Genomic DNA, 18708 nt, shown 5'->3' with positions numbered 1-18708 from the left:
TGTGCCTGCGAGCGGCCCGCGCCATGTTCCATCGATCGAGCTGCCCGATGCAGCGCTGGACTACTCGGCGGACTGGCTCGACAGCGATACCGCCGATGCCTGGCTGCAGGAGCTGATCCTCGCCACGCCCTGGACGCAGCCGGAGATACGCCTCTACGGCCGCCAGGTCGCGGTACCGCGCCTGGTGGCCTGGTACGGTGATTCGCAGGCAGCGTATCGCTATTCCGGCCTGCAGCATGAGCCGCTGGCCTGGACGCCGCTGTTGCAGGGGGTCCGTCAGCGTCTGGAGCGCGAAACGGGGCACCGCTTCAATGGCGTGTTGCTCAACCTGTATCGCGACGGCGGCGATGCCATGGGCTGGCACAGTGACGACGAAGTCGAGCTGGGCCGCAATCCTGTCGTGGCATCGTTGAGCCTGGGAGCCGAGCGGCGCTTCGACCTGCGGCGCAAGGGCAGTGGACGGATTCAGCATTCGCTGCTTCTGGGACATGGTTCGTTGCTGGTCATGAGTGGCGCCACGCAGCATCATTGGCAACATCAGATCGCGCGGACCAGCAAGGTATCGCAGCCGCGTCTCAACCTGACCTTTCGCCTGATCCACCGAGACCAACCACATGAGCAGTGACGAGAACCTGATCGATTTCAGCGCCGAACGTGCCCGCCGCATTCACGACCTGAACGACAAGCGACTCGAGGAGATGCGCAAGACCTTCGAGCAGGTGCTGCCACTTGGCAAGCCGAAGAAGAAGGGCAAGAAGCCCTCGAAGAAACGCTGAACGGCACCCGCTCCCACCTATCCCCGTTTCATACCGTTTTGTTATGAGTACCCAATGCCGCTATTCGCGCTTCATGCGCTCGGCGGCGGAATCGCCCCTGTTTCCTTCCTGATACCCCGTTTTCTTGACCTGGATCAGTCGTTGCGCGTGCCTGGGATCGGCATCTTGCGGCCATTGACGCGGGTCAATTTTTTCCCGGTCGCCCGGGTTTACCTTGAACCCATCGAACAGCGAATCAGGTTTCGGAGGTAGGTCTCATGTTTGTCGATAATGTGGTGCTCGCAGGGGTGGTCACGGTCGGCCTGATGGTCGCCTTCCTCGGAGGCTTCGGATATTTCATCTGGAAGGACGCGCACAAGAAGCGCTGAGTTCTTCCAGATTCAAAGAGCACGCAAGGCATTTAGGCGACCTATGGTCGCCTTTTTTTTGCGCGCGATTTATCGACGGGTCTGGGGCTGGACGAACACCGTCGTCGTGAATGCCGGAACCTCGAACATCCCATTGTTTACCGTTGCCTGACGGTTGATCGGGTCGACCGAGGCTTTGAGCACCGGATGCAACCGATAGCCATCGGCGGCCGGCAGGCGAACCCGCTTGTCCGATGCATTGATCACCACCATCAAAGCGCTGTAGCGGCGGTCCAGGTCGCGCCCCTCGCGTGGATTATCCGCCAGGCTGAAGGCGATCACTCCAGGCAGCTGTTCAGGCCCGGTATTGTGGAAATGCAGGCGCCGTTGCACCTCGCGGGCGCTCTCCAGCTGGAACAGCGGGCTGTCGCTGCGGATGCTCAGCAGCTCGAGAAAACGTCGTTTCGCCGCGACGATGTCGGCGCTGCCCGGTTTGGCCTGTGGATCGACGATGATCCTGCGAATCAGCGGCCAGTTGTCGCCGTCTTTGTCCGCGCGTGGCAAGCCCTTGTTCCAGTTGTTGTCCTGGTAGCTGAAATCCACCGCGTTGAACCAGTCCCCCGAGTCGTAGCTGTCGCGCTGCATGGACTTTGAACGCAGGATGTCGGAGCCGAGATGAATGAACGGCACGCCCTGACTGAACAGCGGCACCGACAGCGCCACCAGGTGTAGACGGACCCGGTCGGCAACCGACAGGCTGCTGGCGAACTTGTACTGGTTGTTGTCCCACAGCGTCTGGTTGTCGTGCTTGGAGACGTAGTTGACGGTTTCCTGCGGGTCCAGCGTATAGCCGGCGGGCTGGCCGTTGTAGTCGATCTCGCTGCCCTTGCGCGTGCTGCCGTCGGCGGTGACGAACTGGAAATCGCGCAGCCCGCCGGCGATGCCGACGCGGATCAGATCGGCGGCGTGCAGCAGTTGCGCTTTTTCCTGAGCCCCGGCGCCGCTCAGCTCGTTGGGTCGCAGGTAGAGCCCGTTGGCGAAGCCCTGGTTGCTACGGATGCTGTCGCCGCCATCGAAGGGGCTGCCGCCGCGTACCGCATCACGCTGTCGATCGTTGAATGTGCCGACACCGGTACCGGCCATGTTCAGCTGGTTGGCATTGATGCCGCGCGCATTGCCGGCGACCTCGCCGAATTCCCAGCCTTCGCCGTAGAAATAGGTCTCGCGATCGATGCGGCGGACCGCGCGATACGCATCGACGATCTGCTCGCGCATGTGGTGACCCATGAGATCGAAGCGAAAACCGGCGATCTTGTAGTCGCGGGCCCAGACCTTCAGCGAGTCGATCATCAGCTTGGCCATCATGCGGTGCTCGCTGGCGGTGTTCTCGCAGCAGGTCGAGGTTTCGACCGCGCCGGTGGTGGGGTTGCGGCGGTGGTAGTAACCGGGCACGACCTTGTCCAGAACCGATTTGTCAGCCAGGCCGGAGGCGTTGGTGTGGTTGTAGACCACGTCCATCACCGTGGCCAGGCCGTTACCGGCCAAGGCCTGCACCATCTGGCGGAACTCGATGATGCGCTGCACGCCTTCGGCATTGCTGGCGTAGCTGCCCTCGGGCGCGGTGAAGTGGAAGGGGTCGTAGCCCCAGTTGAAGTCATCCAGCCCGCGCAGGTCGTCGTACAGTGACTGCGCCTGGCCGCTGGCCGGGTCGAAGCCCTGCAGCACCTGGCGGATGCTTGCCGCGCTGCAGTATTGCGCCCAGCGCTGGCGGGCCTGGTCCGAGAGGTCGCAGAGCTTGGCGAAGGGATCGTCGAGGTTGATCCGCCGGGCGGGGTCTTCGTCGATGGTCGCGATGTCGAACACCGGCAGCAGCTGGACGTGGGTGAGCCCGGCCTTCTGCAGGTCGCGCAGGTGCCGCATGCCGTTGCTGTCAGGTCGGGTAAACGCGGCGTAGGTGCCGCGCAGCGCGGCCGGCAGGCTGGCGTCGCTGGCGCTGAAATCACGCAGGTGGGTTTCGTAGATCACGCTCGCTTCAGGGCGCTCTGGGCGTGGCGGACGCACCGCATCCCAGCCGGCGGGCTTGAGATCATCGGCATTCAGGTCGACCACCTGGGCGTACTGGCTGTTGCGTGACAGGCTCAGGGCGTAGGGGTCGCTGACCAGCGTCGTCTCGATCCTGCCGGTGCTGGGTCGGTAGGCGGTGACTTCGTACTGGTAGTACTGCCGATCCAGCGAACGCGGACCTTCCAGGCTCCAGACGCCGAGCCGCTCCCGCATAGGCTTGGGGTATCCCGGTAGCAGCCGTTTGGACGCATCGAACACATGCAGGCGAACCCGCTGTGCGGTCGGTGCCCAGAGCTTGAAGGACACACCTCTGCCATCGAGCGTTGAACCCAGCTCACCGTTGTAGGCGAACAGCATGTCGAGGATGCCGGCGGTCTGCACTTCGGTGGCATCGATAACCCGGTCGTCCGCGTCATAGGCGACCACCACCAGTTGGCTCATCACGGCGCGACGCAGGGCATGTGCGCCGGCCTTGATCCGGTACGCCGGGGCATCGGCCAGATGCGGGTGCTGGTGCCTGAGGCCATTGCGCAGGCTGGCCGGTTGCATCGCCAGGGCCTGTCCGCCGCTGACGGTACGCGCCTCGCTGTCGATGCGAATGCTGGCATCGTGGGCGTAACGCAGCTCGACGCGGCTGGCGCCCGGAGCGCCGCCCACCAGCGCAAGCGTGAAAGGATCGAGCCAGTGCGCACGGGCGCCCTTGATCACCACGGCGCTGCCGCTTATTGGCGTGCTGGACAATTGCGGGTTGCCGCTGACCGTGAAGACGCGACGGCCGAGTTCGTCGAAGCGCCAGACCAGGTCGGTACCGCCCAGATCCTTCTCGTCGCCCTTGTGCATGATCAGGTTCAGGCAGCTGGCGTCGGCGCTGAGTGGGATGCGGTAGAGCGCGCCATGCTCCGGGTCGGTCTCCGCCGCCGCGAGCGGTTGCGTCCAGCTGGTTTCGGTCGCACTGCCGTTGCAGTCGGCGGTGTTCCACAGGTGCGGGCCCCAGCCGTTGTAGTCGCCGTCGGCGCGTTGGTAGTAGAGCAGGGCCTCGTCCGGGCCTGGGTCGAGCGGAACAGCCGAAGCGGATGGCACGGCCAGCGGCAAGCCACCGAGGAGCAGCGCCGCCAGGCGCCAGTGAGCGATCGAGCGAATGAGCATGGGTGAGGGTCCCGTTGTTGTTCTTTTTGTACTGCTCGCTGGATGGTCGACGCGCGTGATCGGATCGGCATCCTTCCGGCGGGAAGTGCACGGGGCGTAGCCAAAGGCCGTAATAGCCTTGTGCCTGTCCCCCGTCCGGGGCCGGCTCCCTGCCGACAGGCGCGGTAGAAATGAAGAGGGCGCCGCTCGGGCGCCCTCCATTTGCCGTCGCCAACCGGTGGCGAACCCGGAAATACTCAGCCGATGGAAATCGGCGGCAGCTCCTTCAGTTCGACGGTTTCCTGCTTGCGCGGGGCGAGCACTTCGGCTTCGCCGTCGACCACCAATTCGTCGTTCTGGTTGAACACCCGGGTGGCGATGCGCACGCGGTTCTTTGGCAGCTTCTCGAGAATTTCCAGGCGCACGGTCAGCGTGTCGTTGATCTTCACCGGACGGGTGAACTTCATGGTCTGGCCCAGATAGATGGTGCCTGGGCCAGGCATGGTGCAGGCGACCGCGGCGCTGATCAGCGCGCCGCTGAACATGCCATGGGCGATGCGCTCCTTGAACAGGGTACCGGCGGCGAACTCGGCATCCAGGTGCACCGGGTTGCGATCACCGGACATCGCGGCGAACAGCTGGATGTCCTTTTCCTCGACGTGTTTTTCGTAGCTCGCCTGCTGACCGACCTCCAGGTCGGCGTAAGGCGTGTTGCTGATCGTGCTCATGAATTGTCCTCAGGCTGGTCGGCGCACCGGATGCTGCGCCCGATGGATCGAAGCGGCTCGCGCGATCCGAGCTGGCCGGTGCCGCGCGCTGGGGCTGCATTCTAGAGGCATGGGCTGCGCTTGTCCCGGCGCCGGACCGCGTGATGCCGTGATGAAAGATTCACAGCGGTGATTAATGCGGCTCGGGCTGTTGCGCCGCGACGCCGACCTGCTAAGTTCGCCAGAGCCCGCTGTGCGTGGGCCAGACACTCTCAGGTAAAGAGGCCAATAACAATGCAGCCTGAATTCTGGAATGACAAACGCCCTGCCGGCGTGCCCAACGACATCGATCTCGCTGCCTATCGCTCGGTCGTGGAAGTGTTCGAGCGCGCCTGCAAGGCGCACGCCGACCGCCCGGCGTTCAGCAACATGGGCGTGACCCTCAGCTATTCCGATCTGGAACGTTACTCCGCCGCGTTCGCCGCCTGGCTGCAGCATCACACCGATCTGCAGCCTGGTGATCGCATCGCCATCCAGATGCCCAACCTGCTGCAGTACCCGGTCGCGGTGTTCGGCGCGCTGCGTGCGGGGCTCATCGTGGTCAACACCAACCCGTTGTATACCGCGCGGGAGATGCGCCACCAGTTTCAGGATTCCGGCGCGCGGGCGCTGGTGTACCTCAATACGTTCGGCAACCACGTGCAGGAGGTGCTGGCCGACACCGTCATCGAGCACCTGATCGAGGTGCAGATCGGCGACATGCTGCCGACGTTGCGCGGGGCGCTGGTCAATGCGGCGGTCAAGCATCTGAAGAAGATGGTGCCCGACTACAGCCTGCCGCAGGCCGTCGCCTTCAAGAACCTGCTGCGCGACGGCGCGCGCCACAGCCTGAAGCCGACGCCGCTCAGCCTGGATGACATCGCTGTGCTGCAGTACACCGGCGGCACCACGGGTGTGGCCAAGGGCGCCATGCTGACCCACGGCAACCTGGTGGCCAACATGCAGCAGGTGCGGGCGAACATGCAGCAGCTCGACGCCCAGGGTCACCCGGTGATCCGCGAAGGCCAGGAGGTGATGATCGCCCCACTGCCGCTGTATCACATCTATGCCTTCACGGTTAACTGCATGTGCATGATGGTCACCGGGAACCACAACGTGCTGATCACCAACCCGCGAGATATCAATGGCTTCGTCAAGGAGCTGCAGCGCTGGCAGTTCTCCGCCTTCCTCGGCCTCAATACCTTGTTCGTCGCGCTGATGGCCCATCCGCAGTTCAAGAAGGTCGACTTCTCCCGCCTCAAGGGCACCAATTCGGGCGGCACCGCTCTGGTTTCGGCGGTGGCCGAGCGCTGGAAGAGCATGACCGGCTGCACCGTCGTCGAGGGCTACGGGCTGACCGAGACGTCGCCGGTGGTCTGCGCCAATCCTCACGGCGAGCATTCGCGGCTGGGTACTGTCGGCCTGCCGGTGCCCGGCACCACGCTGAAAGTCATCGACGACGAGGGCAATGCCCTGCCGCTGGGCGAGCGCGGCGAGTTGTGCGTGAAGGGACCGCAGGTGATGAAGGGCTACTGGCAGCGCCCCGAGGCGACGGCGGAAGTGCTCGACGAAGAGGGCTGGCTGCGAACCGGTGACATCGCCGTGATCGACCAGGACGGTTTCGTCAGCATCGTCGACCGCAAGAAGGACCTGATCATCGTCTCGGGCTTCAATGTCTATCCCAACGAGATCGAGGACGTGGTGATGGCTCATCCCAAGGTGGCAGCCTGCGCCGCCATCGGCGTGGCGGACGAGAAATCCGGCGAGGCGGTCAAGTTGTTCGTCGTGCCGAGCGACCCGACGCTGACCCAGGAAGAACTGCACGCTTACTGCCGGGAGAATTTCACCGGATACAAGATGCCGCGCCATTACGTGTTCCGCGATGCATTGCCCATGACACCGGTCGGCAAGATCCTGCGCCGGGAGCTGCGCGAAAGCGCCTGATGGCGCGAGCAGGGCGCCTGTCGCAGACAAGGAATGAAGTGACCGGGATATTTGTTCCGGTCACTTTATGTCGAAAGCCTCCTTCGCGGACTCTATTCGCTCCCCGGCAAAGCTGCTAACCTCGGGAACGCTTTTTGCCCGATCAGCGGTACAAAAGTTAACAAATCACAACAAAACAGCTGCCATCGCGCAGTGATAAAGCGGTTGCTTAGGAGTGGGGTTCATGACCGATAACTTCTGGAAGGATAAGTATCCTGTTGGGGTCGCCAGCGAGATCAATCCCGACGAGTACCAGAACATCCAGGCTGTGCTCAGACAGTCGTGCGAGCGCTTCGCGGACAAGCCGGCGTTCAGCAATCTCGGCAAGACCCTGACCTACGGTGAGCTGTACAAGCTGTCCGGCGATTTCGCCGCCTACCTGCAGCAGAACACCGATCTCCAGCCTGGCGACCGCATCGCGGTGCAGCTGCCGAACCTCATCCAGTATCCCATCGTGGTGTTCGGCGCCATGCGCGCCGGGCTCATCGTGGTCAACACCAACCCGCTGTACACCGCGCGGGAGATGGAACACCAGTTCAACGACGCCGGCGCCAAGGCGCTGGTCTGCCTGGCCAACATGGCGCACCTGGCCGAGGAAGTGCTGCCCAAGACCGGCATCAAGCACGTCGTCATCACCGAAGTCGCCGACATGCTGCCACCGCTCAAGCGCATGCTGATCAACGCGGTGGTCAAGCATGTGAAGAAGATGGTGCCGGCCTACAGCCTGCCGAAAGCGGTGAAGCTCAACGATGCCCTGGCGCTGGGCCGCGGCAAGGCGGTGCGCGAAGCGTCGCCCAAGAGCGAAGACGTGGCCGTGCTGCAGTACACCGGCGGCACCACCGGCGTGGCCAAGGGCGCCATGCTGACGCACCGCAACATCGTCGCCAACATGCTGCAGTGCAAGGCGCTGATGGGCGCGAACCTCAATGACGGCAGCGAAGTGCTGATCGCGCCGTTGCCGCTCTATCACATCTACGCCTTCACCTTTCACTGCATGGCGATGATGCTCAGCGGCAACCACAACATCCTGATCTCCAACCCGCGCGATCTGCCGGCGATGATCAAGGACCTGGGCAAGTACCGCTTCAGCGGCTTCGTCGGGCTCAACACCCTGTTCGTCGCGCTGTGCAACAGCGAAGACTTCCGCAAGCTCGATTTCTCGGCGCTCAAGGTCACCCTGTCGGGCGGGATGGCGCTGCAGCTGGCCACGGCCGAGCGCTGGAAGCAGGTCACCGGCTGTCCGATCTGCGAAGGCTACGGCCTCACCGAAACCAGTCCGGTGGCCTCGGTCAACCCAATCGAGCACATCCAGCTCGGCTCCATCGGCATTCCGGTGCCGTCCACGCAGTTCAAGGTCATCAACGATGACGGCCAGGAGCTGGCGCAGGGCGAGATCGGCGAGCTGTGCATCAAGGGGCCGCAGGTGATGAAGGGCTACTGGCAGCGGCCGGAGGCCACGGACGAGGTGATCGACGCGGACGGCTGGTTCAAGACCGGCGACATCGGCGTCATCCAGGAAGATGGCTACATCCGCATCGTCGACCGCAAGAAGGACATGATCCTGGTGTCCGGCTTCAACGTGTATCCCAACGAGCTGGAAGATGTGCTGGCCAGCCTGCCGGGCGTGTTGCAGTGCGCCGCCATCGGCGTGCCGGACGAGAAGTCCGGTGAGGCGATCAAGCTGTTCGTGGTGGTCAAGCCGGGCGAGAGCCTGACCAAGGAGCAGGTCATGCAGCACATGCACGACAACCTGACCGGCTACAAGCGGCCGCGCTATGTCGAGTTCCGCGAAAGCCTGCCGACCACCAACGTCGGCAAGATCCTGCGTCGCGAGCTGCGCGACGAGGAACTGCGCAAGCTGGGCCACAAGAAGTAAGCGCGCAGAGCCTACAAGAAACCCCGCCTCGGCGGGGTTTTTTTCGTTTATGCGAACGGCGTTCATCGGCAGCAGCGGCCGTTCCCTTGAATTGGCATTTAGTCGCGTTCTTCTAGGCATGTAGTCGGTGGCACAATGGCACTACTTAACCGTGCTTTTTATAGGGGTTTGCCGACATGCTGTCCTCCTTACGTCTGCGGGCGAAGCTGCTCCTGCTTGCGCTTGGCCCGATTCTGTTGCTGACCCTGATACTCAGCGGGGTCTCGGTGCTACAGCTGCAGGATCTGGCCGACCAGCAGGAAGCGCAGACCCGCGCCAATCTGATTCGCGACCGCCGTGCCGAGCTCAAGCACTACGTCGAGCTGGCGCGCAACGCCATCGGGCCGATCTACGAACGCTCTGCCGAGGGCGACCTGCAGGCGCGCGACCAGGCGGTCGCCGTGTTCGAGCGGCTGAGCTATGGCAGCGAAGGCTATTTCTGGGGCTACGATGGTCAGTCACGCCGAGTGTTCCAGGGGGCCACGCGCGAGCGCATCGGCGAAAGCTTCGCGGATTACCGTGACCCGAACGGCGTCTACGCCATTCGCGAGCTGGTCAAGGCCGGGCAGGACGGCAGCCATTTCGTCGACTATAGCTTCGCCGTGCCGGGCAGCGATGCGCTGGTGCCCAAGGTGGGCTATGCGGAGCATCTGCCCAAGTGGAACCTGGTGTTCGGTACCTCGCTGAACCTGGATGACGTCGAGCGTGACGTGGTCGAAGCCCGCGCTGTGTTTCAGGCGCGTATCGACGGCCTGACCATGATCATGCTCGTCGCAGCGGCGCTGCTGCTGATCCTGATGGCCGGCCTCGCCGTACTGATGAGCAACGCCATCCTGCGCCCGCTGCTGCAGATCAAGCAGAATCTGGACGACATGGCCCAGGGTGACGGCGATCTGACCCAGCGCCTGCCCGTGACCAGCCGCGACGAGCTGGGCGAACTGGCGACCTCCTTCAATCGCTTCGTCGAGAAGATTCATCTGCTGGTGCGCCAGGTTGCCGGTACCACCACGCAGCTGACCGGGCTGGTGAGCGCGGTGGCCAGCCAGGCGCAGCGTTCCGAGCAGGCCATGGCCAGCCAGCGACACGAAACCGACCAGGTCGCCACCGCGATCAACGAGATGTCCGCCGCCGCCCACGAAGTGGCGATGAGCGCCCAGCGTGCGGCCGAGGCGGCGCGCGAGACCGATCAGCAGGGCGTCGCCGCCAAGCAGGTGGTGGACCAGAGCATTCGCCAGATCCACGAGCTGGTGGGCGAGTTGCGCGGCAGTGGCGAGTCGCTGGAAGGTCTGCAGCAGGACGTCAAGGGCATCGTCGGCGTGCTCGACGTGATCCGCGCCATTGCCGAGCAGACCAACCTGCTGGCGCTCAACGCCGCCATCGAGGCAGCCCGTGCCGGCGAGGCCGGACGCGGTTTCGCCGTGGTCGCCGATGAAGTCCGGGCGCTGGCCAGTCGCACCCAGCAGAGTACCGGCGAGATCCAGAACATGATCGATCGCCTGCAGGGCGCAACGTCGCACACGGTCAGCACCATGCTGCGCGCTGGCGAGACGGGCGAGAGCACCCGCGATCATGCCAACCAGGCCGGCGAGTCGCTGGATGCGATTTCCGCCCTGATCGGCACCATCAATTCGATGAACGCGCAGATCGCCGCCGCAGCCGAAGAGCAGACCGCCGTGGCCGAGGAAATCAACCGCAGCGTGCACCACATCGCCGATGCGGTGGACGGCGTCGCCAGCGATGCCGCACAGGGCGCGCAGACGGCCCGCGAGCTCAACGGCCTGGCCGAGCAGCTGCAGCGATTGGTGGCCCAGTTCCGCATCTGATCGTAGCGCTGCGTCCGCTCTAGGACGGGCCTTAGCGAAACCCTGCCCGGCAGGGTTTCGTCTTTTCCGGGGTCAAGAAAGGCGCTTTCGGGCCGATAGCCAAGGCGTGCTGCGTCGTCGTCGCTTAAGCGACGCATGGATTCTGTCGCAGTCTTCTTGCTCAACCTTTCTACAGGGATCGATCAGAATGCTCTCGAATCTTCGTTTGCGAATGAAGCTGCTGCTGCTTGCGCTGGGCCCGATTCTCCTGCTGGCCATCCTGCTAAGCGGCATTGCCGTGTACGAGCTGCAGAGCCTCGCCGAGCAACAGGAAGAACACACCCGTAACAGCCTGATCCGGGACCGCCGCGCCGAGCTCAAGCACTACGTCGAGCTGGCGCGCAATGCCATCGGCCCCATCTACGAGCGTTCTGCCGAAGGCGACATGCAGGCGCGCGACCAGGCCGTGGCCATCCTCGAGAAGATGGCCTATGGCAAGGACGGCTATTTCTGGGGCTATGACACCCAGACCGTGCGCATCCTGCAGGGCAACACCAAGGACAAAATCGGCCAGAGCTTCTACGACTACCGCGACCCCAATGGCGTCTATGCCATCCGCGAGCTGGTTCGTGCCGGCCAGGACGGCAGCCATTACGTCGACTACAGCTTCGTGCTGGGCGACAGCAGTGTGCTGGTGCCCAAGGTCGGTTACGCCGAGTTCCTGCCGAAGTGGAAGATGGTCTTCGGTACCTCGCTCAACCTCGATGGTGTCGAGCGCGACGTCCAGGCCGCCCGCGCGGAATTCCAGCAGCGCATCGACGGCCTCGTCACCATCATGCTGGTCTCGGCACTGATCCTGCTGGGGCTGATCGCACTGGTCGCCGTGTTCATGAGCAACGCCCTGCTCAGCCCGCTGCTGCTGATCAAGCGCAACCTGGATGACATGGCCCAGGGTGACGGTGACCTGACCCAGCGCCTGCCGATCACCAGTCAGGACGAGCTGGGCGAGCTGGCCACCTCGTTCAATCGTTTCGTCGAGAAGATCCATTCGCTGGTACAGCAGGTCGCCGGCACCACCACCCAGCTGACCGGTCTGGTCGGTGCAGTGGCCAGCCAGGCGCAGCGCTCGGAGCAGGCCATGGCCGACCAGCGCAGCGAAACCGATCAGGTCGCCACGGCGATCAACGAGATGTCTGCCGCCGCCCACGAAGTGGCGATGAGCGCCCAGCGTGCGGCCGAGGCGGCGCGCGAGACCGATCAGCAGGGGGGCGCCGCCAAGCAGGTGGTGGACCAGAGCATTCGCCAGATCCACGAGCTGGTGGGCGAGCTGCGCGGCAGCGGCGAGTCCCTGGAAGGTCTTCAGCAGGACGTGAAAGGCATCGTCGGCGTGCTCGACGTGATCCGCGCCATTGCCGAGCAGACCAACCTGCTGGCGCTCAATGCGGCCATCGAGGCGGCCCGTGCAGGCGAGGCCGGGCGCGGCTTCGCCGTGGTCGCCGACGAAGTTCGCGCGCTGGCCAGCCGCACCCAGCAAAGCACCGGCGAGATCCAGGGCATGATCGACCGCCTGCAGAGCGCCACCTCCAACACCGTCGCCACCATGCTGCGGGCGGGCGAGAAGGGCGAGAGCACCCGTGATCAGGCCAACCAGGCCGGCGCGTCGCTGGATGCGATCTCCGCGCTGATCGGCACCATCAACTCGATGAACGCCCAGATTGCCGCCGCCGCCGAGGAGCAGACCGCGGTGGCCGAGGAGATCAACCGCAGCGTGCACCATATCGCCGATGCAGTGGACGGCGTCGCCAGCGATGCCGCGCAGGGCGCGCAGACCTCTCGCGAGCTCAACGGCCTGGCCGAGCGACTGCAACAACTGGTGGGTCAGTTCCGCATCTGATCACCCCCGCAGGCGGCAGGCGCAATGCCTGTCGCCAAGGCGCGGCATTCGTTGCCGAACGCCTTTGATCTTCAGCGAAGTTCCCTCATCCCGATCAACGGTAATACCGGTGGGCGGTTGCGCCAGAACGAGACGGTGGCCGTTCGGTCTAGCTCCCTATGGCCGCGTCCGCTGATTGCCGTAGGGGACGATGGCGCAAGCCAGGCGGCCTGCCCATCAATCTCGTTGCAAGGATGAGTTACCCATGCACAAGAAAAACAATGCTGTTCGGGTAGTTGCTTCTCTCGCATTGATCGCCAGCAGCGCGGCACTTGCCGCGCCAAAGGCCGATACCGCTCAATTCAACGACTTCTGGACGCCGGCCAAGCCGAATGCGGCGCTGTGTCGTTCGCCGCTGCTGGTCGGCACGCCTGTCGGCCTGCCGCGCTGCATGCAGGCGAGCAACGTCATGAAGCACCTGGAAGCGCTGCAGGATATCGCCACGCTCAATGGAGGCAATCGCGCCTCCGGCCAGCCGGGCTACCAGGCGTCTCTCGACTATGTGCGCAGCCGGCTACAGCGCGCTGGCTATCGCGTCGAGGTGCAGGCGTTTCCCTTCCTCGCCTTCTATCCGGTGAATCCCGGCACGCTGAGCGCCGTGGCGCCGCAGACGGTGCAATATGTCTGGGAAGAGGATTTCGCCTATGCCGACCAGACCGATCCGGGCAACGTCACCGCACCGGTGGTGCCGGTGGATCTGGCGCTCGGCGCCGGCAACACATCTACCAGCGGCTGCGAACCGGAAGACTTCGCCGGCTTCCCGGCCGGCGCCATCGCGCTGATGCAGCGCGGCACCTGTCCGTTCGGGCAGAAGGCGACGAATGCCGCGGCAGCCGGCGCGGCCGGAGCCATCATCTTCAATCAGGGCGACACCGAGGACCGCAAAGGCCTGCTGGTCGCCACGCTGGGCGAGGACTATGCGGGCGGCATTCCGGTGCTGTTCTCGACCTACGACAACGGCGTGGCCTGGTCGCAGACGGCCGGACTGCAGCTGAGCATGAACGTCGACGTGGTGCGCGAGCAGACCGAGACCTACAACCTGCTGGCCGAAACGCGGCGGGGTGATCCGAGCAACGTGGTGATGGTCGGCGCGCACCTGGATTCGGTGTTCGAAGGTGCGGGCATCAACGACAACGGTTCCGGCAGTGCGGCGCTGCTGGAGATGGCGCTCCTGATGAGCAAGGCGCGGCCGGAGAACAAGGTTCGCTTCGCCTGGTGGGGCGCGGAGGAGTCGGGGCTAGTGGGCTCGACCTACTACGTCAACCAGCTGCCGGACGAACAGAAGCAGCGCATCAAGGCCTACCTGAACGTCGACATGATCGGCTCGCCGAACTACGCCAACTTCATCTATGACGGCGACGGCTCGGATTTCGGCCTGCAGGGTCCGCCCGGCTCGGCTGCCATTGAGCGGCTGCTGCGCACCTACTTCAAGCTGCGCAACGCCCCGTCTGAAGGCACCGAGATCGACTTCCGCTCCGACTATGCGCAGTTCTTCGAGGACGGCATCGCCTTCGGCGGGCTGTTCACCGGTGCCGAGGACATCAAGACCGAGGAGCAGGCGCAGCGTTATGGCGGAACGGCCGGGCAGTCGTTCGATCAGTGCTACCACACGCCATGCGACAACCTCGGCAACATATCCATCGAGGCACTGGAGCTGCACGGCGATGCACTGGCCTTCGCCACCAGCTGGCTGTCGCTGTCCACCAAGATGATCGATGACGAGATCGCCGCGGCGGCCGAGCAGAGCATCGGCACCATGCGCATCCAGCAGGTGCAGGAGAAGTCGCGCTGGGGTCACTGGATCCGTTGATCGCCTGAATACCGCGCCGGTTCGCCGGCGCGGTCCCCCTTTTCCTACGGTCGGCCCGGCAAATCTGCGACAATCGCGCCCTTCACGAAATTGCCCACGGCTGTCCATGACCGACGCAACGCCCGCTATCGATACCCTGCTGAAGAACCTTGACCAAGCCCTGTACGCGGATCGCCACCGCCTGCGTCGTCAGCTGCACGAGCTGAGAAAGCAACCGGACGAAGCCAGGCTCGCCCAGTGGCTGGAGCGCTTCCAGGCGTCCGCCGCCAAGGTCGAGGCGCGCCGGCAAAGCGTGCCGCGCATCCGCTACGACGACAGCCTGCCGATCGCCGCCAAGCGCGACGAGATCAAGGCCGCGCTGGAAAAGCATCAGGTGCTGGTGATCGCCGGTGAGACCGGCTCGGGGAAGACCACCCAGCTGCCGAAGATCTGTCTGGAGATCGGCCGGGGCGTACACGGGCTGATCGGCCATACCCAACCGCGGCGCCTGGCCGCGCGCAGCGTCGCCACCCGCGTCGCCGAGGAGCTCGGCGCGCCGCTGGGCGAGTTGGTGGGCTATCAGGTGCGCTTCGAGGACCAGAGTACCGAGCGCACGCTGATCAAGCTGATGACCGACGGCATCCTGCTGGCGGAGACGCAGCACGATCGCTTTCTGGAGAAGTACGACACGATCATCGTCGACGAGGCCCATGAGCGTTCGCTGAATATCGACTTCCTGCTGGGCTTCCTCAAGACGCTGCTGCCGCGGCGGCCGGATCTGAAGGTGATCATCACCTCGGCGACCATCGACCTGGAGCGCTTTTCCGAGCACTTCGACGGTGCACCCATCGTCGAGGTGTCCGGGCGTACCTACCCGGTGGAAACCTGGTATCGCCCGCTGGCTGCCGAGATCGACGAGGACGGCAACCGCGTCGAGGACGACCTCACCGTCGACCAGGGCATCCTCGCTGCACTGGACGAGATTGCCGCTCACGAGCGCAGCGTTGGCCAGCGCCCCGGCGACGTGCTGGTTTTCCTGCCCGGCGAACGCGAGATTCGCGACGCCGCCGAGGTGTTGCGCAAGGCCAATCTGAAGTTCACCGAGGTGCTGCCGCTGTATGCGCGCCTGACGCCGGCCGAGCAGCAGAAAATCTTCCAGCCGCGTCCGGGGCGCAAGATCGTGCTGGCCACCAACGTCGCCGAGACTTCGCTGACCGTACCGGGCATTCGCTACGTGATCGATTCCGGCACCGCCCGCATCAGCCGCTACAGTTACCGCGCCAAGGTTCAGCGCCTGCCGATCGAGGCGGTGTCCCAGGCCAGCGCCAACCAGCGCAAGGGTCGCTGCGGACGGGTCGAGCCGGGTATCTGCATTCGCCTGTACAGCGAGGAGGATTTCCTCGGCCGCCCGGCATTCACCGACCCGGAGATCCTGCGCACCAACCTTGCCGCAGTGATCCTGCAGATGCTGCATCTGCGCCTGGGCGACATTCAGGATTTCCCCTTTATCGAGCCGCCGGATGGCAAGGCCATCAGCGACGGCTTCAACCTCCTGCAGGAGCTTTCGGCGGTCAACCGCGAGAACCAGCTGACACCGCTGGGACGTCAGCTGGCGCGGCTGCCGATCGACCCGCGCCTGGGCCGCATGCTGCTCGAAGCCGCGCAGCAGGGCAGTCTGGCCGAGGTGCTGATCGTGGCCAGCGCGCTGTCGGTGCAGGATGTGCGCGAGCGCCCGGCCGACCGCCAGCAGGCCGCCGACCAGGCCCATGCGCAATGGAAGGACCCGGACTCGGACTTCGCCGCGCTGATCAATCTCTGGCGCGGTTTCGAGGAGAAGCGCCAGGAGCTGGGCTCCAACCCATTGCGCAGCTGGTGCCGGAAGAACTTCCTCAACTATCTGCGTCTTCGCGAGTGGCGCGATGCCCATCGCCAGCTGACGCTGATCGCCCGCGAACTCAAGCTCGGTGCCCCGGCGGACAGTCGCGGCCAAGGTCGTCCCCAGAAGGGCGAACCCCGTGGCAGCGCTCTCGACCGCGGAAAGACCGCAGCAGCGCCATCGGCCGAGGCCCCCGCACCGACCAAGGACAACAAGGTCAACGCCATCGTCCGCCAGCAGGTCGAAGCCAGCGAGGCCGCGCAGAAGGCCAAGAGCTATGCCGCCGTGCACAAGGCCATCCTCGCCGGCCTGCTCAGCCAGATCGGCAACAAGACCGAGGAGGGTGACTTCCTCGGCGCGCGCCAGCGGCGCTTCTGGGTGCATCCCGGAAGCAGCATCGGACGCAAGAAGCCCAACTGGCTGATGGCCGCGGAACTCGTGGAAACCACCAAGCTGTTCGCGCGCATGGTCGCCAAGATCGAACCGGAGTGGATCGAGCCGCTGGCCGGCCACCTGGTCAAGAAGAACCACTTCGAGCCGCACTGGGAGAAGAAGCGCGGCCAGGTGGTGGCCTACGAACAGGTGACGCTCTACGGGCTGATCGTGGTCGGCCGCCGCCCGGTGCACTACGGGCCCATCGACCCTCCGGCGGCGCGCGAGCTGTTCATCCGCGAAGGCCTGGTGCGTGGCGAGATCAACAGCCGTGCCCGCGCGTTGACAGCCAACCGCGAGCTGCTCGAGCGCATGGACGAGCTGGAGGCCAAGGTGCGGCGCCGCGACATCCTCGCCGACGAGGAAACCCTGTTCGGTTACTACGATGCGCGCCTGCCAGCGGACATCTACCAGACCGCCAGCTTCGAGAACTGGTACAAGCGCGAGAGCCAGAAGAACCCACACCTCCTGATCATGCGCGAGGAGGACGTGCTCGCCCGGGAGGCCAGCGAGGTCACCGCCGCGCAGTATCCGGACCACCTGCGCATCGGCGAGCTGCAGTTGCCGCTGGAATACCACTTCGAACCCAACCACCCGCGCGACGGCGTAACCCTGCGCGTGCCGGCGCCGCTGTTGCCGCAATTGCGGCGCGAACGGCTCGATTGGCTCGTGCCCGGGCTGATCGAGGCGAAGGCGGTCGCACTGGTGCGCGGCCTGCCCAAGGCGATCCGCAAGAACTTCGTGCCGGTGCCGGACTTCGTCGGCGCGGCGCTGGCCAAGATCACCTTCGGCGAGGGGGCGCTATCCGAGGCGCTGGGTCGTGAACTCACCCGCATGACCGGCGCCCGAGTGCCGGATGAGGCATGGGCCGAGGCCGCCGCCGGGCTGGAGAACCACCTGAAGATGAACATCGAGGTGGTCGATGCGCGCGGCAAGTTTCTCGGTGAAGGACGTGACCTGGCTGAACTCACGGCACGCTTCGCCGAGGCCAGCCAGGCGGCCCTGGCGCCGCCCCAGCAGAAGGCCGAGCAGAAGCCGGTCGAGGCCAAGGGTTTTGCCCAGGTCGCGGAAAAGGCTCAGGCAAAGATGGCCGGCTTGTCGATGACGGTCTATCCGGCGCTGGTGGAAGAGGCTGGGGTGGTCAAGGAAGGGCGCTTCTCGATCCAGGCCGAGGCCGAGTGGCAGCACCGTCGCGCCCTGCAGCGCCTCTTGCTGCAGCAGCTGGCGGAGCCAGCCAAGTACCTGCGCAACAGGCTGCCGGGTCTTACCGAGCTCGGCCTGCTCTACCGTGACATGGGCAAGGTCGATGCGCTGGTCGAGGACATCCTGCTGGCCAGCCTGGACAGCTGCATTCTCGACGGCGAGGCCGCGCTGCCGCGTGACGGTGCGGCGCTGGCGTCACTGGCCGAGCGCAAGCGTGGCGACTGGACCGCCCACGCCGAGCGCCTGGCGCGGCTGACGCTGGAAATCCTCAAGCACTGGCACGGCCTGCAGAAGCGCTTCAAGGGCAAGATCGATCTGGCCCAGGCGGTGGCGCTCAACGACATCAAGGCGCAGCTCGCCCATCTGGTCTATCCGGGCTTCGTCCGTGAGACGCCGGCCGAGTGGCTGAAGGAGTACCCCCGTTACCTCAAGGCCGTCGAGCAGCGCTTCGACAAGATTGGCGCGCAGTTGCAGCGCGACCGGGTCTGGTCCGGCGAACTGGGCGGCTACTGGGAGCAATACCAGGCGCGGCTGAACAAGCACCAGCAGGAAGGCAAGCGCGATCCGCAGCTGGCGCTCTATCGCTGGATGCTCGAGGAATATCGCGTCTCGCTCTGGGCACAGCAGCTGGGCACGAAGGTGCCGGTATCCGACAAGCGCCTGAACAAGCAATGGAGCCAGGTCGAGCCCTGAGTTCAGGGTGGCCTTTCATCTGGA

At 64.8% G+C, this 18708-nt stretch carries 11 protein-coding genes; 9 read left to right on the top strand and 2 right to left on the bottom strand.

What is annotated here, in order from left to right; translation table 11 throughout:
- Position 1 precedes the first annotated feature (1 nt).
- From VF716_RS03310 to ccoM, 3 genes are all read left to right on the top strand, one after another.
- Positions 2-625 carry an alpha-ketoglutarate-dependent dioxygenase AlkB family protein gene (locus VF716_RS03310; protein ID WP_013983584.1) on the top strand — a complete coding sequence of 208 codons (624 nt, stop codon included), beginning with the start codon at positions 2-4 and terminating at the stop codon, positions 623-625.
- Complete coding sequence (locus VF716_RS03305; protein WP_011914067.1) at positions 615-776, top strand: hypothetical protein; 162 nt, start codon at positions 615-617, stop codon at positions 774-776. The genes VF716_RS03310 and VF716_RS03305 overlap by 11 nt, the downstream gene beginning before the upstream one ends.
- Before the next feature lie 257 nt (positions 777-1033).
- Complete coding sequence (gene ccoM, locus VF716_RS03300) at positions 1034-1144, top strand: cytochrome c oxidase subunit CcoM (RefSeq protein ID WP_011914065.1); 111 nt, start codon at positions 1034-1036, stop codon at positions 1142-1144.
- A 69-nt stretch (positions 1145-1213) separates the two neighbouring features.
- On the opposite strand, the gene pulA is transcribed toward ccoM, so the two are convergent.
- Together pulA and VF716_RS03290 are read right to left on the bottom strand one after the other, a co-directional pair.
- Positions 1214-4333, bottom strand: coding sequence for a pullulanase-type alpha-1,6-glucosidase (gene pulA, locus VF716_RS03295; RefSeq protein WP_041755632.1), 3120 nt, complete (start codon positions 4331-4333; stop codon positions 1214-1216).
- Positions 4334-4569: 236 nt separating this feature from the next.
- Complete coding sequence (locus VF716_RS03290) at positions 4570-5040, bottom strand: MaoC family dehydratase (RefSeq protein WP_011914063.1); 471 nt, start codon at positions 5038-5040, stop codon at positions 4570-4572.
- 273 nt (positions 5041-5313) lie between these two features.
- Between VF716_RS03290 and fadD2 the strand changes: the two genes are divergently transcribed.
- The 6 genes from fadD2 to hrpA all read left to right on the top strand — a co-directional run bounded on the left by fadD2 (position 5314) and on the right by hrpA (position 18684).
- Positions 5314-7002: a long-chain-fatty-acid--CoA ligase FadD2 gene (gene fadD2, locus VF716_RS03285; protein WP_011914062.1), complete on the top strand. Its 1689-nt coding sequence runs from the start codon at positions 5314-5316 to the stop codon at positions 7000-7002.
- A gap of 223 nt (positions 7003-7225) precedes the next feature.
- Positions 7226-8917, top strand: coding sequence for a long-chain-fatty-acid--CoA ligase FadD1 (gene fadD1 / locus VF716_RS03280; protein ID WP_011914061.1), 1692 nt, complete (start codon positions 7226-7228; stop codon positions 8915-8917).
- A gap of 176 nt (positions 8918-9093) precedes the next feature.
- Positions 9094-10779, top strand: a complete 1686-nt coding sequence (locus tag VF716_RS03275; RefSeq protein WP_434757793.1) for a methyl-accepting chemotaxis protein — start codon at positions 9094-9096, stop codon at positions 10777-10779.
- A 187-nt stretch (positions 10780-10966) separates the two neighbouring features.
- Positions 10967-12652: a methyl-accepting chemotaxis protein gene (locus VF716_RS03270; RefSeq protein WP_106442147.1), complete on the top strand. Its 1686-nt coding sequence runs from the start codon at positions 10967-10969 to the stop codon at positions 12650-12652.
- Between the two features lie 244 nt (positions 12653-12896).
- Complete coding sequence (locus VF716_RS03265) at positions 12897-14501, top strand: M28 family metallopeptidase (RefSeq protein WP_014597352.1); 1605 nt, start codon at positions 12897-12899, stop codon at positions 14499-14501.
- Between the two features lie 106 nt (positions 14502-14607).
- Entirely contained in the window at positions 14608-18684 is a 4077-nt protein-coding gene (gene hrpA / locus VF716_RS03260) for an ATP-dependent RNA helicase HrpA (protein WP_440551765.1), read from the top strand.
- Positions 18685-18708: the final 24 nt, after the last annotated feature.

Source organism: Stutzerimonas sp. Brlt_14 (assembly GCF_051948915.1).
GTDB lineage: Bacteria > Pseudomonadota > Gammaproteobacteria > Pseudomonadales > Pseudomonadaceae > Stutzerimonas > Stutzerimonas stutzeri.
This window is presented reverse-complemented; position numbering and strand designations above follow the sequence as displayed.